The sequence below is a fragment of the Mycobacterium sp. KBS0706 genome (genome assembly GCF_005938675.2).
Classification (GTDB): domain Bacteria; phylum Pseudomonadota; class Alphaproteobacteria; order DSM-16000; family Inquilinaceae; genus Inquilinus.
The window spans coordinates 1-14859 of the sequence record NZ_VCCH02000032.1 but is presented as its reverse complement, the minus strand read 5'-3'; the positions used below and the strand labels follow the sequence as shown (position 1 = coordinate 14859).

Here is a 14859-nt window from a genome sequence, read left to right as displayed (position 1 = left end):
TCGGGGTCCGTCATGAGCTATCACAACCCGCCCACCCAGCCCCGGATCTCGGCCATTTTCGACGAATACACGATGTCGGAGATCCGGCGCGCCGCCGCCACTGGCATCTATGACATCCGCGGCGGCGGCGCCAAGCGCCAGCTGCCGCATTTCGACGACCTGCTGTTCCTCGGCGCGTCGATCTCGCGCTACCCGCTGGAGGGCTATCGCGAGAGATGCGGCACCGATGTCGTGCTCGGCGCGCGGCATGCGAAGAAGCCGATCGAGCTGAAGATCCCGATCACCATCGCCGGCATGAGCTTCGGGTCGCTGTCCGGCCCGGCGAAGGAGGCGCTCGGCCGTGGCGCGACGATGGCCGGGACCTCGACCACGACCGGCGATGGCGGCATGACCGAGGAGGAACGCGGCCATTCGGAGCGGCTGGTCTACCAGTACCTGCCGTCCCGCTATGGCATGAATCCGCGCGACCTGCGCCGCGCCGACGCCATCGAGATCGTGATCGGCCAGGGGGCGAAGCCCGGCGGCGGCGGCATGCTGCTGGGCCAGAAGATCTCCGACCGGGTGGCGGAGATGCGGACTTTGCCGAAGGGCATCGACCAGCGCTCGGCCAGCCGCCATCCCGACTGGACCGGGCCGGACGATCTCGAGATCAAGATCCTCGAGCTGCGCGAGCTGACCGACTGGGAAAAGCCGATCTATGTGAAGGTCGGCGGCGCGCGGCCCTATTACGACACCGCGCTGGCGGTCAAGGCCGGCGCCGACGTCGTCGTGGTCGACGGCATGCAGGGCGGCACGGCGGCGACGCAGGAGGTCTTCATCGAGCATGTCGGCATGCCGACGCTGGCCTGCATCCGGCCGGCGGTGCGGGCGCTGCAGGACCTCGGCATGCACCGCAAGGTCCAGCTCATCATCTCGGGCGGCATTCGCAACGGCGCCGATGTGGCGAAGGCCCTGGCGCTCGGCGCCGATGCCGTGTCGATCGGCACCGCGGCGCTGATCGCGATCGGCGAGAACGATCCGCGCTGGGCGGCGGATTACGCGGCGCTCGGCACCACGGCCGCCGCCTATGACGATTGGCATGAGGGCAAGGACCCGGCCGGCATCACCACGCAGGATCCGGAGCTGATGAAGCGGGTCGACCCGGAAGTGGCCGGCCGCCGCCTCGCCAATTACCTCAAGGTCATGGCGCTGGAAGCCCAGACCATCGCCCGCGCCTGCGGCAAGAACCATGTGCACAACCTGGAACCCGAAGATCTCTGCGCTGTGACGGTCGCCGCTGCCGCCATGGCGCAGGTGCCGCTCGCGGGCACGGACTGGATTCCCGGCAAGGGAGGCACCTAGGGGCAACCGGGCGAACCAGCCCGGCCAAGCAAAAGAACAAAATGTTTCTGGGAGCTTCACGGGAGACGAGAATGACGCTGGACCTTGCTGCCTTTGCCAAAGACAAGGGCATCAAATATTTCATGATCAGCTACACCGACCTGTTTGCCGGCCAGCGGGCCAAGCTGGTGCCGGCGCAGGCGATCACGGCGATGCAGGAGGAGGGGGCGGCCTTTGCCGGCTTCGCCACCTGGCTCGACATGACGCCGGCCCATCCCGACCTGTTCGCCGTGCCGGATCCGTCCTCGGTCATCCAGCTGCCCTGGAAGAAGGAGGTCGCCTGGGTGGCAGGCGACTGCAGGATGGACGACCAGCTCGTCGCCCAGGCCCCGCGCAACGTGCTGAAGCGGCTGGTCCAGGAGGCCGAGGCCGAGGGCAAGCGGGTGAAGACCGGCGTCGAGGCCGAATTCTTCCTGATCACGCCCGATGGCGGCCGGATCTCGGACGACCGCGATACGGCGGCGAAGCCCTGCTACGACCAGCAGGCCGTGATGCGCCGCTACGACGTCATCACCGAGATCTGCGACTGCATGCTGGAGCTCGGCTGGCGCGCCTATCAGAACGACCATGAGGATGCCAACGGCCAGTTCGAGATGAACTGGGAGTACGACGACGCGCTGCAGACGGCCGACAAGCACTCCTTCTTCAAGTTCATGGTCAAGTCCATCGCCGAGAAGCACGGGCTGCGCGCCACCTTCATGCCGAAGCCGTTCAAGGGGCTGACCGGCAATGGCTGCCACTGCCACATCTCGGTCTGGGACAATGACGGCCGGGTCAACGTCTTCGCCGACAGGACGGCCGAATTCGGGCTGTCGGCGGAGGGGCGGCATTTCCTCGGCGGCATCATGAAGCATGCCTCCTCGCTGGCCGCGATCACCAACCCGACGGTCAATTCCTACAAGCGGATCAACGCGCCGCGCACCATTTCGGGCGCGACCTGGTCGCCGAACTCGGTGACCTGGACCGGCAACAACCGCACGCATATGGTCCGCGTGCCCGGCCCGGGGCGGTTCGAGCTGCGTCTGCCGGACGGCGCCGCCAACCCCTATCTGCTGCAGGCGGTGATCATCGCCGCCGGCCTCGACGGCCTGCGCCATCGCTGCGATCCCGGCCCGCATCACGACATCGACATGTACAGCGAAGGCCATCTGGTGAAGGACGCGCCGCGCCTGCCGCTGAACCTGCTCGATGCGCTGCGGGCCTATGATGCCGACGAAGGCCTGAAGCAGGCGGTCGGCCCGGAATTCTCCGCCGCCTATCTCAAGCTCAAGCATCAGGAATGGAACGCCTATGCGTCCCACTTCACCCAATGGGAGCAGGACACGACCCTCGACATCTGAGGGCGCAGGAACGGCTTGTCATGCCGAGAAACCCGCGCTTATATTCAGGAAACAAATATTCTATACAGTGAAAACAGGGGACCGGACATGGCTCTATCATGGCGCTTTTCGGCTCTCGCGGATCGTCATCGCGCTCTCGGGTCGAAGCTCGAGGACTGGAGCGGCATGGGAACCGCCTGGACCTACGACAAGGACATGTCGCAGGAGCATGTGGCGGTCCGCACCAAGGCCGGCCTGATGGACGTGTCGGGGCTGAAGAAGGTCCATCTGGTCGGGCCGCACGCCATCGCCGTGCTCGACTACGTGACCACCCGCAACATGGCCAAGATCACCCCCGGCCGGTCTGTCTATGGCTGCATGCTGAACGATCGCGGCTATTTCACCGAGGATTGCATCACCTACCGCACCGGGCCGAATTCCTGGATGCTGGTGCACGGCTCGGGCTCCGGCCATGAGGAGGTGGTCAAGCAGGCGGCCGGCCGCAACTGTGCCGTGCTGTTCGACGACGACCTGCACGACCTGTCGCTGCAGGGCCCGCTGGCGGTCGATTATCTCGCCAGGCATGTCCCCGGCATCCGGGACCTCAAATATTTCCACCACATGCAGACGACGCTGTTCGGCGCGCCGGTGATGATCTCGCGCACCGGCTATACCGGCGAACGCGGCTACGAGATCTTCGTCCGCGGCCAGGACGCCCCGCTGGTCTGGGACACCATCCTCGACGAGGGCAAGGGCATGGGCATCATCCCCTGCTGCTTCAGCGTGCTCGACATGCTGCGGGTCGAGAGCTACCTGCTGTTCTACCCCTACGACAATTCGCAGATGTACCCCTTCGCCGATGAAGGCCCGGGGGATTCACTGTGGGAGCTCGGCCTCGACTTCACCGTCAGCCCCGGCAAGACCGGCTTCCGCGGCGCGGAGGAGCATGCCCGCCTGAAGGGCCGCGAGCGCTTCAGGATCTTCGGCCTGCTGATCGACGCCGACCGCCCGGCCGATGCCGGCGACGAGGTCTGGGCCGACGGCCGCAAGGTCGGCGTGATCACCTGTCCCTGCTATTCGTCGTTGACCCGGAAATCCATGGCGATCGTCCGGCTCGACGTCGACAAGGCGGTGCACGGCACGAAGCTCGAAGTCCGCGGCAAGGCGGTGGAGGCGTCCGCCATCGCCCACACGCTGCCCTTCGACGACCCGGAGAAGAAGAAGCGGACCGCGGTGGGCTAGGGGCCGGCCATGCTGGTCGCGGGCATCAAGAGCCGGCCGGTCTATAAGGGCCTCGTCCTCCAACCCCACGCCCGGCGGCACATCTTCGCCCTCGAAGGGGAGGGGGCCCTGGCCCTGCTCGACCAGCGGGCGGCGCTCGACGGCGCGATCCTGTCCCGCAGCGAGATCCTCTATGCGCCCGGCGGCTCGCAGGGCAGGGGGCATGACCAGGCCCTGCTCGGCCTCGGCGCCAAAGCGTGCTGGACGGCGCCCACCGTGCCGACGCTGCTGTTCCGGCTGAACGGCACGCTGGCGACCGCGCGGATGGGCACGCGCCTCTACCTCGCGGGCACCGAAGGCTTCATCGGCCAGGCGATGGCCGTGGCCCTCGACCACGGCATCGACCACGCCTCGGTGATCACCGAGCATCGCGGCTCGCTGGCCCGGCGTGTCCAGTGCGTGCACTGCAAGGGCATCACCGAGGCGGTGACCACCAGCGTCTTCCCCTGCAGCCATTGCGGGCTGGCGCTGCTGGTGCGCGACCACTATTCGCGCCGGCTCGCCGCCTTCCAGGGCGTCAATGTCGATGCGGAGGCGCCGGGCAGCGCCCCGGCGCCGGAGGAGGTGTTCCGGTGAGCGGCGGCATCGAGATCCCCGTCCGCGTGGCCCGGATCACCCCGGTCGCCGAACGGGTCAAGCGCTTCCGCTTCGAGCGGCTGGACGGCGCGCCCCTGCCGCATTTCTCCGGCGGCGCCCACATCATCGTGGTCATGGACGATGGCGGCCATACGCGCCGCAACGCCTATTCGCTGATGTCGCCGCCGCATGACTGCTCGGCCTATGAGGTCAGCGTGCTGCATGTCGAGCAGTCGCGCGGCGGGTCGACCTTCCTGCATGAGCGGCTGCGCGAAGGCGACGAGCTGAAGATCAGCCACCCGGTCAACCTTTTCCAGCCGGATTGGCGCGGCCGCAAGCACCTGCTGCTCGCCGGCGGCATCGGCATCACGCCCTTCCTCGCCATGATGCAGCAATTCGACCGCGAGGGCCGGGAGTTCGAGCTGCACTATGCCATCCGCAGCCGCGATCGCGGCGCCTACTGGCGCGAGCTGGTCGACCGCTACGGCCCGCACCGCGTCTCGGTGTATTGCGATGCGGAGGGCGGGACCATCCCGCTCGGCCGCCTGCTCGACAGCCAGCCGCTCGGCACGCATCTCTATGTCTGCGGTCCGTCCGGGATGATCGACGGCGTGCTCAAGGCGGGGGTGGAGGCTGGCTGGCCGGCCGAGAACCTGCACTCCGAGCGCTTCCTGGGATCGCTTCCCGGCAAGCCCTTCGCCATCCGGCTGACGCGCTCCGGCAAGACCGTCCAGGTCGGCCGCCACGAAAGCATGCTGGAGGCGATCGAGGCGGCGGGCGTCGACGCGCCGTTCCTGTGCCGCGGCGGCGCCTGCGGCCAGTGCGAGGCCGCGGTCGTCGCCTGCGACGGCACGCTGCTGCATCACGACGTCTATCTGACGGACGAGGAAAAGGCGTCCGGCCGCAAGGTCATGGTCTGCGTGTCCCGCTTCGAGGGGACCACGCTGCATCTCGACCTGTGACCGGAGCGGGACAAGGAGGCCGGACATGGCGATCGTCTTCAGGCAGGAGACCTTCCGCGACGATTTCAGCTACCGCAACAACCCGGAGACCATCCGCCGCTTCCCGTTCCCGTTCCACGAAGACAGCTACATGTACGCCGTCAACATGGAGCCGCATGTCCGCGGCGAGACCGGCACGGTCTACGAGACCCTGATCGACGTCGACGAGCACTATGTCGCCGAGATGCGCGACCGCGAGCTGGTGCTGGCCGAGGACCCGCTGCGCTACCAGGCCCTGCCGCACATGATGAGCGCGCAATGGGACACGCTGGAGCTGCTGATGGAGCAGCAGGCCGAAGGCTACCCCGAGCATTTCAGCCTGACCCGGGACGGCGACCGCTGGCGCTGGATCAACCGGCCGCTCGGCATCGACGACAGCTTCACCTTCGGCAACCCGTCGACGCTGCCCTGTGAGCCGTTCGAATACATCACCCGGCAGGCGCAGGGCGATTTCTGCATCGTCGACCAGCGCAACGGCAACCTCTGGATGGATGCCGGCATGGTCACGACCCAGGCCGACTGGTCGCTCGATTTCGACATCGGCATGAACTTCATGGAATGGCACGGGCCGGTGCCGCTGGCGCATCAGATCGGGGTATTCGACCGCGCCCTGAAATTCCTGCTGAACCTGCAGCAGGGCAAGCCGGTGCGCCGGTTCAACTGGACCATGACGATCAACCCGCGCCTCGACACCAGCCCCGAGAACTATCCGAAATGGGGCCCGGACCGGGCAACGGTGACGCCGGCCAATGTCGGCGAGAAGGTGCATCTGCGGGTCGAGCTGCAGTCGCTGTGGCGGCTGCCGCGCTCGAACGCGATCCTGTTCGTCATCCGCTGCTACCTGATCAGCATGAACGAGCTGGTGACCGTGCAGAAATGGGCGCGGCGCCTGCCGCGCGTGCTGCGCACCCTGCCGCCCGAGCTGGTCGACTACAAGGGGCTGACGCGCTACCGCGAGGACACGATCAACTGGCTCTCCGCCTATGATGACGGCACCCCGACCAGCCCCGGGATCTGGCCGGATTGAAACGACGAAGAACACCATGCCTGCAACAGGGGAATGATCCATGACCAGAGTGGCCGTTATCGGTGCCGGCCCGTCCGGCCTCGCCCAGCTGCGGGCCTTCCAGTCGGCCGCTCAGAAGGGCGCCGAGATCCCTGAGATCGTCTGCTTCGAGAAGCAGGCCGATTGGGGCGGGCTGTGGAACTACACCTGGCGCACCGGCCTGGACGAATACGGCGAGCCGGTGCATGGCAGCATGTACCGCTACCTCTGGTCCAACGGCCCGAAGGAATGCCTGGAGTTCGCCGACTATTCCTTCGAGGAGCATTTCGGCAAGCCGATCGCGTCCTACCCGCCGCGGGCCGTGCTGTGGGACTACATCAAGGGCCGGGTCGACAAGGCGAATGTCCGCCCCTGGGTGCGCTTCAACACGCCGGTGCGCATGGTCCGGTTCGATGCCGACGCCAAGACATTCACGGTGACCGCCCACAACCGCGTCGAAGACCGCATGTATGACGAGGTGTTCGACTACGTCGTCGTCGCCAGCGGCCATTTCTCGACGCCGAACGTCCCCCAGTTCGAAGGCGTGAAGACCTTCAACGGCCGGGTGCTGCACGCGCACGACTTCCGCGACGCGCTCGAGTTCAAGGGCAAGGACATCCTGATCGTCGGCCGCAGCTACTCGGCCGAGGACATCGGCTCGCAATGCTGGAAATACGGCGCCAAGTCGGTGACCACCAGCTATCGCTCCAAGCCGATGGGCTTCAGATGGCCGCAGAATTTCGAGGAGCGGCCGCTGCTGGTCAGGCTGGAGAACCGCACGGCGCATTTCCTGGACGGGTCGACCAAGGACGTCGACGCGCTGATCCTGTGTACCGGCTACCAGCACCACTTTCCGTTCCTGCCGGACGACCTGCGCCTGAAGACCGCCAACCGGCTGTGGAGCGACAGCCTGTACAAGGGCGTGGTCTTCGACCGGAATCCGCAGCTGTTCTACATCGGCATGCAGGACCAGTTCTATACGTTCAACATGTTCGACGTTCAGGCCTGGTGGGCCCGCGACGTCATGATGGGCCGCATCACGCTGCCGCCGGAAGAGGAGCTGAAGGCGAATTTCGCCAGATGGCGCGCGCGGGAGGAGACCCTCGATGGTGCCGAGCAGATGATCTGGTTCCAGGGCGACTATGTGAAGGAGCTGCTGGCCGAGACCGATTATCCGAGCTTCGACATCGAGGGCACGAACAAGACCTTCATGGAGTGGGAGCACCACAAGGCGGAGGACATCATGGGCTTCCGCAACAACGCCTATCGGTCGCTGATGACCGGCACGATGTCGCCGACGCACCACACGCCGTGGCTGGACGCGCTCGACGATTCGATGGAGGCGTATCTCCTCGCACGCTGAGGATCCCCGGCTCGGTCATCGGCTTCGGCTTCTTGTTCTGGCGGCCTTTGAGATCGTTCCCAGTTCTCTTTTCGTCACGGCGAGGCGCGCAGCGCCGTGGCCATCCAGTGGCCGGTGCCGCTGGATGGCCAAGCCCCTTCGGGGCTCGCCATGACGGGTCAATATTTCAGGCAGCGGCGTCAGGCTTCCAAACCCGGCTGACGGGGCGGCAGCTCTGGTGCCCTTGAATCTAAATTGCATTTTGCTCCATATAAAGCAAATTAAGGGCGGACACGCGGGCCGGTCGATACCACGTTCGGACCGGCCCGGCCGCTTTCGCATTCGGGGAACACCAGGGATGGCCATGGCCGCCGCGTCGCTGACCTCCGGCGGCCGCCGATATCGCATCGTCGATCTGCGGGACGCGGCCGGCGCCGATCTCGACCGGTTGCCCCACATCCACCGCATCCTGCTGGAGAACGTGCTGCGCAATGCCGGTGAGGACGCGCCGCGCGCGGCCGCGGCGATCCTCGCCTGGCTCGGCACCGGGTCGAGCGGTGAGGAGATCCCGTTCCTGCCCGGCCGGGTGCTGATGCACGACACCACCTGCGGCCCGGCACTGGTCGACATCGCCGGGATGCGCTCGGCCCTCGCCGAGGCCGGCGGCGACCCGCGCCGGCTGAACCCGGTCCTGCCGGTCGATGTCTCCACCGACCATTCCCTCGCCGTCGACGTGTTCGGCGTACCGGACGCGATGCGCCGGAATATGGAGCGCGAGCTCGGCCGTAACGCCGAGCGCTACCGCTTCATGAAATGGGCGACCAAGGCGCTCACCGGCGTCCGCGTGCACCCGCCCGGCACCGGCATCATGCACACGCTGAACCTGGAGCGGCTGGCGACGGTGGTGGCCACGGCCGAGCGCGACGGCGTCGCCTGGGCCATGCCGGACACCCTGATCGGCACCGACAGCCACACGCCGATGATCAACGGCATCGGCGTGCTGGCCTGGGGCGTCGGCGGGCTGGAGGCCGAGAGCGTGTGCTTCGGCATGCCGGTGATGATGCGGGTGCCCGATGTCGTCGGCGTCCGGCTGACCGGCTGCCTGAGGCCGGGCGTGCTGGCCACCGACCTGGCGCTGACTGTCACGGAACGGCTGCGGCGGATCGACCTTGCCGACCGCTTCGTCGAGTTCTTCGGCCCCGGCGTCTCCAGCCTGTCGGCGGGCGACCGCGCCGTGGTCGCCAACATGGCGCCGGAGTTCGGCGGCAATTCCGGCCACTTTCCGATCGACGACCAGACGCTGCGCTATCTGCGCGGCACCGGGCGCACGGAGGCGCAGCTCCGGCTGGTCGAGGACTATGCCCGCCGCCAGGGCCTCTGGTTCGATCCGGCGGCGACGCCGCGCTACAGCGAGACGGTCGGGCTCGACCTCGGCGAAATCGAGGTCAGCCTGGCCGGCCCGCGCCGGCCGCAGGATCGGATCCCGGCCAGCGCGACCGTTCCGGCCCTGGCCCCGATGCTGCCGGCACCATCCGCCGCACCGCAGGCCGGCGAGCCGGGCGACGGGGCGGTCGCCGTTGCGGCGATCACCAGTTGCACCAACACCTCGGATCCGCGCCTCCTCGTCGCCGCCGGGCTGCTGGCCCGCAAGGCGCGGCGCCTCGGCCTCAGGCCGCCGGCCTGGGTGAAGACATCGCTGGCGCCGGGATCGCCCACGGCGGAGCGCATCCTGCGCCGGGCCGGCCTGCTGGAGGATCTCGAAGCCCTCGGCTTCGGCATCGTCGGCTATGGCTGCACCACCTGCATCGGCAATTCCGGGCCGCTGACGCCGGCGATCGAGCGGGCGATGGCCGGGCGCGGCATCCTCCCGGTCGCAATCCTCTCCGGCAACCGCAACTTCCCGGGCCGGGTCCATCCGCAGCTCGAGGCCGGGTTCCTGGCCTCGCCGCCGCTGGTCGTCGCCTTCGCCCTGGCCGGCGACGTGAACCGCGACATCCTCGCCGATCCGATCGGCCGGTCGGCCGGCGGGGCCGAGGTCCGGCTCGCCGATCTCTGGCCAACGGGGGAGGAGATCGACGCGACCCTCGCCGCCGCCGTCGACCCCGCCGATTACGCCGCCGCCTACGACCAGGCCGAGGCGAGCGTAGACTGGGCGCGGCTCGACGCCCCGGAGTCGCCGCTGTTCCCGTGGGATGAGGCCTCGACCTATATCCGCCGGCCGCCCTTCGCCGGCTTCGGCACGGGCACCCGGCTCGGCGCCTACCGGGCCCATCCCCTGATCGTGCTCGGCGACGACATCACCACCGACCACATCTCGCCGGCGGGGCAGATCCCGGCGGACAGCGCCGCGGCGGAGCATCTGGCCGCGTGCGGCGAGGATCGGCGCGACCTCAACGTCTTCGCCGCGCGCCGCGGCAACTGGCAGGTGATGCTGCGCGGCCTGTTCACCAACCGCAGCGTCCGCAACCTGCTGGCCCCGTGGATCGCCGCCGGCGCCACGATCCACGCCGGGTCAGGCGAGGTGCTACCGCTCTGGCGCGCCGCCGAGCGCTACAAGGCCGAAGGAGAGGCCGTCGTCATCGTCGCCGGCGAGCGCTATGGCATGGGGTCGTCGCGGGACTGGGCGGCCAAGGGCGCGGCGCTGCTCGGCGTCCGCGCGGTGCTGGCGCTCGGCTTCGAGCGCATCCACCGCTCCAACCTGATCGGCATGGGCGTCCTGCCGCTGCGGCTGGCCCGGCATCCGGCGGAGCTGGGGCTGGCGCCCGGCGACCGCCTCGCGATCGAGGCCGATCCGGATCGGCTGGCGCCGCGGGCCCGGGTCGCGGTGACGCTGCATCGCGCCGCGGGCGGGACCGAGGCGCTGCTGGCCACCGCCGCCGTCGAGACCACGCTAGAGATCGAGATCCTGCGCGCCGGCGGGATCATTCCGCTGATCCTGCGCCGGGCCCTCGCGGCGGGCTGACGTCTCCGATCGCGCCAACGGCTTGCTAGTCCCGGGACAGGGCCACGACCGGATCGAGCCGCGAGGCGTTGCGGGCCGGCAGGTAGCCGAAGCCGACGCCGATCAGGCTGGAACAGAGGACGGCGGCGACGATCGAGACCGGCGAATAGATCAGGGAAAAGTCGGAGCTGATGGCGCCGACCGCCGCGCCGAGGCCCAGCGCCGCGCCGATGCCGAGCACGCCGCCGATCAGGCAGACCAGCACCGCTTCGATCAGGAACTGCTGCAGGATGTCGCCCCGGCGCGCGCCGACGGCCATGCGCACGCCGATCTCGGAGATCCGCTCCGACACCGAGACCAGCATGATGTTCATCACCCCGATCCCGCCGACGACCAGCGAGATCACCGCGATCGCCGCGACCAGCAGCGTCAGGATGCCGGCCGTGCTGGTGATGGTGCGGCGGATGTCGTCGGTGTTGAGGATGAAGAAGTCCTTGGCGCCGTGGCGCTTGGTCAGGAAGGCCGTGACCGCCTGCGCGGCGAAGTCCGTGCCGACCTCGTCGCTGACCCGGACGGTGATGCTGCGCAGCGAGGTGTTGCCGAGGAACCGCGCCTGCACCGTGGTGTAGGGCAGGTACAGCGACAGGTTCTGGCTGGAGCCGAAGCCGCCCTGCTGCGTCTCGGTGACGCCGACCACGCGGCACAGCACGTTGCCGACCAGGATGGCCTGGCCGATCGGGTCCTCCGCCGAATCCGGGAACAGCGTCTTGCGCGTGTTCTCGTCGATGACGACGTCCTGCGCCATGCCGCGCACGGCGTCGGTGCCGAACAGGCGGCCCTGGAGGACCTTGGTGCCCTTGACGTCGAAATACTGCACGCCGACGCCGTTGATCAGGGCGCTCGCCTCCGTCGCGCCGCGGCGCACCGTGCTGCTGCTCGAGACCGTCGGGGTGACGGCCGCGACATAGGGCTGCCCGGCCAGCGCGTCGGCGTCGGCGACGACCAGGGTGGTGACCTTGGCCGAGCGGACGTCGCCGAAATCCTTGCCGGCGAAGATCTCCAGCGTGTTGGTGCCGAGGCTGGCGATGCTGGCCAGCACCTTCTGCTGCGCCCCCTGGCCCAGCGCCACCACCGAGATCACCGAGGCGATGCCGATGATGATGCCGAGCATGGTCAGGAAGGTGCGGAGCCGATGCGCCTGCATGGTCAAGAGCGCCATGCGGAAGGCCTCGCGCAGGCGGTTGAGCCAGGCCCGCCACGGGCTGAGGGCGGCCGCCGGCGACGACCGGGCCGCGGGTGCCGCAGCCGGCGGCGCGGCGACACGGCGGTCGGAGACGATGGTGCCGTCGCTGATCTCGATGATGCGCTGGGCGCGGCTGGCGACCGCCATGTCATGGGTGACGATGATGACCGTCCGCCCCTCGGCCTGCAGCTCGGCCAGGATGCGCAGCACCTCGTCGCCGCTGTGCCGGTCCAGCGCGCCCGTCGGCTCGTCGGCCAGGATCACCTCGGCGCCGTTCATCAGCGCCCGGGCGATCGACACGCGCTGCTGCTGCCCGCCCGAAAGCTGGCCCGGGCGGTGGCCGGTGCGGTCGGTCATGCCGAGGCGGCCGAGCAGCGCCGCGGCCCGGCCCTGGCGATCGCCCGGCCGGCGCCCGGCATAGATCGCCGGCATCTCCACATTCCCGGCCGCCGTCAGCTCGCCCAGCAGGTGGTAGCGCTGGAAGATGAAGCCGAAATGCTCGCGGCGCAGGGCCGCCAGCTCGTCGGCCTCCAGCGCGGCGGTCTCCCGCCCCGAGATCCGGTAGCTGCCGGAGGTCGGGCGGTCGAGGCAGCCGAGGATGTTCATCAGCGTCGACTTGCCGGAGCCGGAGGCCCCGACGATTGCCACCATCTCGCCGGCCTCGATGGTGAGGTCGATGTCCTTGAGGGCCGTGATCCTGCCGTCGCCCGACGGGTACTCGCGCCGCAGTCGCCTCAGGGTGATCAGCGGTTCGGCCATGGCGTCAGGGCCCCATCGGCGGCGGGCCGAACCCGCCGGTGCCGGCGGACGCCGTCTGCTCGCCGGTCACCACCCGCTCGCCTTCGCTGAGGCCGGACCGCACCTCGGCCACGACGCCGTTGTCGAGCCCGACCGCGACCCTGCGCTCCGCGACCTGGCCGGCGCCGTCGACGACCCGCACCGCGGCGGTGCCGTCGGCGCCGCGTGTCCCGAGCGCGGCCGACGGGATCGTCAGGACGCCCTTCGCCTGGCCGAGCCCGATATGGACCTCGGCCGTCATGTAGGTGCGGAGAGAGTTGTCGCCGTTCGGCACGCTGAAGACGCCGATGTAGTAGATCGCCTCCGAGGAGGTGGAGGACGAGCTGCTGGAGGTCGAGGAACTCGTGCTGGTGGTGCTGAAGCTGGAATCGCTGCGGATCGATTCCGGGGCGGGCTCGATCGACTCCAGCACCGCCTCGATGCGGCGGCTGCGGTCGCCCAGGATGGTGAAGGTGACCGGCTGCCCGGGCCTGACCTTGACGATGTCGGCCTCCGAGATCTCGGCGCGCACCGTCATCACGCTCAGGTCGCCGAGGATGATGATGGTCGGCGCCGACTGCGTCGCGTTGACCGTCTGCCCTTCCTGGCTGACGATCGACAGCACGGTGCCGTCGATCGGGGCGGTGATCCGGGTGTAGCCGAGGTCGACCTGCGCGGTCTCGATCGCGACCTGCCCCTCGGCGATCTGGGCGTCGAGCTGCTCGATCTGGGCGCTCGTCACCTGGACATTGGCCTCGGCGCTCTCCAGGTCCGCCTGCGAGGCCGCCCGCTGCGCCGCCATCGCCTTCTGGCGGGCGAGGGTCAGCTGGTTGAGGGTCAGCGTCGCCTCCTTCTCCGTGCGCTGGGCCTGGAGGTTGGCGAGCGAGGCCTGGGCCGTGCGCAGGCTGTTCTGCTGGGTCACGGAGTCGATCTCGGCGACGAGGTCGCCCTTGGTCACCGTCTGGCCAAGCGCCACCTTGACCGAGGTGATGCGGCCGGAGACCTGGGCGCCGACGGCGACCAGCCGGGCCGGCTTCAGGGTACCGGTCGCGAGCACGGTCTGCTCGACATCGCCGATAACGGCCGCGGCGGTCATCAGGCCGTCGGCCGGGGATGCGAACAGCCATGGCCTGGCCGCCATCGCCGCCAAAGCGAGGCCGCCCAGCACGGCAACGAAGAGGATGATCCGGCGGCGCGGCCGGCGCGTCCCGGCGGACGACATCGCGTCGGCCGGCGGGAGGGGAGGGGGAGAGGATTCGATCAGCACGCCGCCTATATAATCGCGGCCGATCAACAAAGAATTTCCGGACGTTGCGGGATCAGGGAATTTTGTAACGCAGCATTGCTGGCGACAGCTCGGTCGACGCCATCAATTGAGTCCGCATTTGTCGTGTGCCATGGAGGCGCCACAACCAGGGTGGGGGCTGATTCTACGATACTCAGGTGATGGTGCGTGCTTGAATGAATGATGCAACGACCCGCGACGTCGTCATCGCCGGACGGCGAACCAGCGTTCGAATGGAACAGCCGTTCTGGATGGCGCTGGACGCCATCACCGACCGGGAAGATGTGCCGCTCAACGTTCTCCTGACGCGGATCGAGCGATCCCTGCCGGTCGACGGCAATATGTCGAGTGCCGTCCGCGTGTTCGCGCTGAGCTACTTCTTCGCTCTCGCGCAACACGAAATCCCGCCGCGCCTTCCGGCCGTCGGCACTGGAATGACGAAGCCGTGGCCGCGAGGGTGAGCCGGCCGAATCATTTGATTGGGGCGTGGCGATCCAGCCTGCTCCCGCGCCTGTCGGCAAAGGGCGGGAATTCGTAAACGCAATGTTCATAGCTTTAGCCGCGATTTTTGTTCATGATACGTTCTATGAACAACGCGCAGACCGACCAGACCTCAGAAGCCCCGGCCACTCCCGAGGAGGAGCGTGCCGCGCGGCATCTGCGCATGCT

General features: G+C 68.5%; 11 protein-coding genes. 9 read left to right on the top strand and 2 right to left on the bottom strand.

Going from position 1 to position 14859, the window contains the following annotated elements:
- The first annotated feature begins 12 nt into the window (after positions 1–12).
- The 8 genes from FFK22_RS18450 to acnA all read left to right on the top strand — a co-directional run bounded on the left by FFK22_RS18450 (position 13) and on the right by acnA (position 10906).
- Entirely contained in the window at positions 13–1341 is a 1329-nt protein-coding gene (locus FFK22_RS18450) for an FMN-binding glutamate synthase family protein (protein ID WP_138889523.1), read from the top strand.
- A gap of 71 nt (positions 1342–1412) precedes the next feature.
- On the top strand, positions 1413–2720 hold the full coding sequence (glnT, locus tag FFK22_RS18445) for a type III glutamate--ammonia ligase (RefSeq protein ID WP_138889524.1): 1308 nt from the start codon (positions 1413–1415) through the stop codon (positions 2718–2720).
- 87 nt (positions 2721–2807) lie between these two features.
- Positions 2808–3941 (top strand): aminomethyltransferase family protein, encoded by a 1134-nt coding sequence (locus tag FFK22_RS18440; protein ID WP_138889525.1) that lies wholly within the window; start codon positions 2808–2810, stop codon positions 3939–3941.
- A gap of 9 nt (positions 3942–3950) precedes the next feature.
- Complete coding sequence (locus FFK22_RS18435) at positions 3951–4556, top strand: dimethylamine monooxygenase subunit DmmA family protein (protein ID WP_138889526.1); 606 nt, start codon at positions 3951–3953, stop codon at positions 4554–4556.
- On the top strand, positions 4553–5518 hold the full coding sequence (locus FFK22_RS18430) for a PDR/VanB family oxidoreductase (RefSeq protein ID WP_138889527.1): 966 nt from the start codon (positions 4553–4555) through the stop codon (positions 5516–5518). The genes FFK22_RS18435 and FFK22_RS18430 overlap by 4 nt, the downstream gene beginning before the upstream one ends.
- A gap of 25 nt (positions 5519–5543) precedes the next feature.
- A complete protein-coding gene (locus FFK22_RS18425) occupies positions 5544–6584 on the top strand; it encodes a DUF3445 domain-containing protein (RefSeq protein ID WP_138889528.1) in 1041 nt (346 codons plus the stop codon).
- 40 nt (positions 6585–6624) lie between these two features.
- Positions 6625–7965, top strand: a complete 1341-nt coding sequence (locus FFK22_RS18420) for an NAD(P)-binding domain-containing protein (RefSeq protein WP_138889529.1) — start codon at positions 6625–6627, stop codon at positions 7963–7965.
- A gap of 337 nt (positions 7966–8302) precedes the next feature.
- Positions 8303–10906, top strand: a complete 2604-nt coding sequence (gene acnA / locus FFK22_RS18415; protein WP_306770131.1) for an aconitate hydratase AcnA — start codon at positions 8303–8305, stop codon at positions 10904–10906.
- Between the two features lie 25 nt (positions 10907–10931).
- On the opposite strand, the gene FFK22_RS18410 is transcribed toward acnA, so the two are convergent.
- Positions 10932–12887 (bottom strand): MacB family efflux pump subunit, encoded by a 1956-nt coding sequence (locus FFK22_RS18410; RefSeq protein WP_138889530.1) that lies wholly within the window; start codon positions 12885–12887, stop codon positions 10932–10934.
- A 4-nt stretch (positions 12888–12891) separates the two neighbouring features.
- The gene (locus FFK22_RS18405) at positions 12892–14127 is read right to left on the bottom strand and encodes an efflux RND transporter periplasmic adaptor subunit (RefSeq protein ID WP_138889531.1); all 1236 of its coding nucleotides are present in this window, start codon (positions 14125–14127) and stop codon (positions 12892–12894) included.
- A 239-nt stretch (positions 14128–14366) separates the two neighbouring features.
- On the opposite strand from FFK22_RS18405, the gene FFK22_RS18400 reads away from it, so the two are divergent.
- Entirely contained in the window at positions 14367–14651 is a 285-nt protein-coding gene (locus tag FFK22_RS18400) for a ribbon-helix-helix domain-containing protein (protein ID WP_138889532.1), read from the top strand.
- Positions 14652–14859: the final 208 nt, after the last annotated feature.

Coding starts and splice junctions, on each gene's coding strand:
- FFK22_RS18450 (WP_138889523.1), top strand. CDS start 13: ATGAGCTATCACAACCCGCCCACCCAGCCCCGGATCTCGGCCATTTTC.
- acnA (WP_306770131.1), top strand. CDS start 8,303: ATGGCCATGGCCGCCGCGTCGCTGACCTCCGGCGGCCGCCGATATCGC.
- FFK22_RS18410 (WP_138889530.1), bottom strand. CDS start 12,887: ATGGCCGAACCGCTGATCACCCTGAGGCGACTGCGGCGCGAGTACCCG.
- FFK22_RS18400 (WP_138889532.1), top strand. CDS start 14,367: ATGAATGATGCAACGACCCGCGACGTCGTCATCGCCGGACGGCGAACC.
- glnT (WP_138889524.1), top strand. CDS start 1,413: ATGACGCTGGACCTTGCTGCCTTTGCCAAAGACAAGGGCATCAAATAT.
- FFK22_RS18425 (WP_138889528.1), top strand. CDS start 5,544: ATGGCGATCGTCTTCAGGCAGGAGACCTTCCGCGACGATTTCAGCTAC.
- FFK22_RS18405 (WP_138889531.1), bottom strand. CDS start 14,127: ATGTCGTCCGCCGGGACGCGCCGGCCGCGCCGCCGGATCATCCTCTTC.
- FFK22_RS18435 (WP_138889526.1), top strand. CDS start 3,951: ATGCTGGTCGCGGGCATCAAGAGCCGGCCGGTCTATAAGGGCCTCGTC.
- FFK22_RS18420 (WP_138889529.1), top strand. CDS start 6,625: ATGACCAGAGTGGCCGTTATCGGTGCCGGCCCGTCCGGCCTCGCCCAG.
- FFK22_RS18440 (WP_138889525.1), top strand. CDS start 2,808: ATGGCTCTATCATGGCGCTTTTCGGCTCTCGCGGATCGTCATCGCGCT.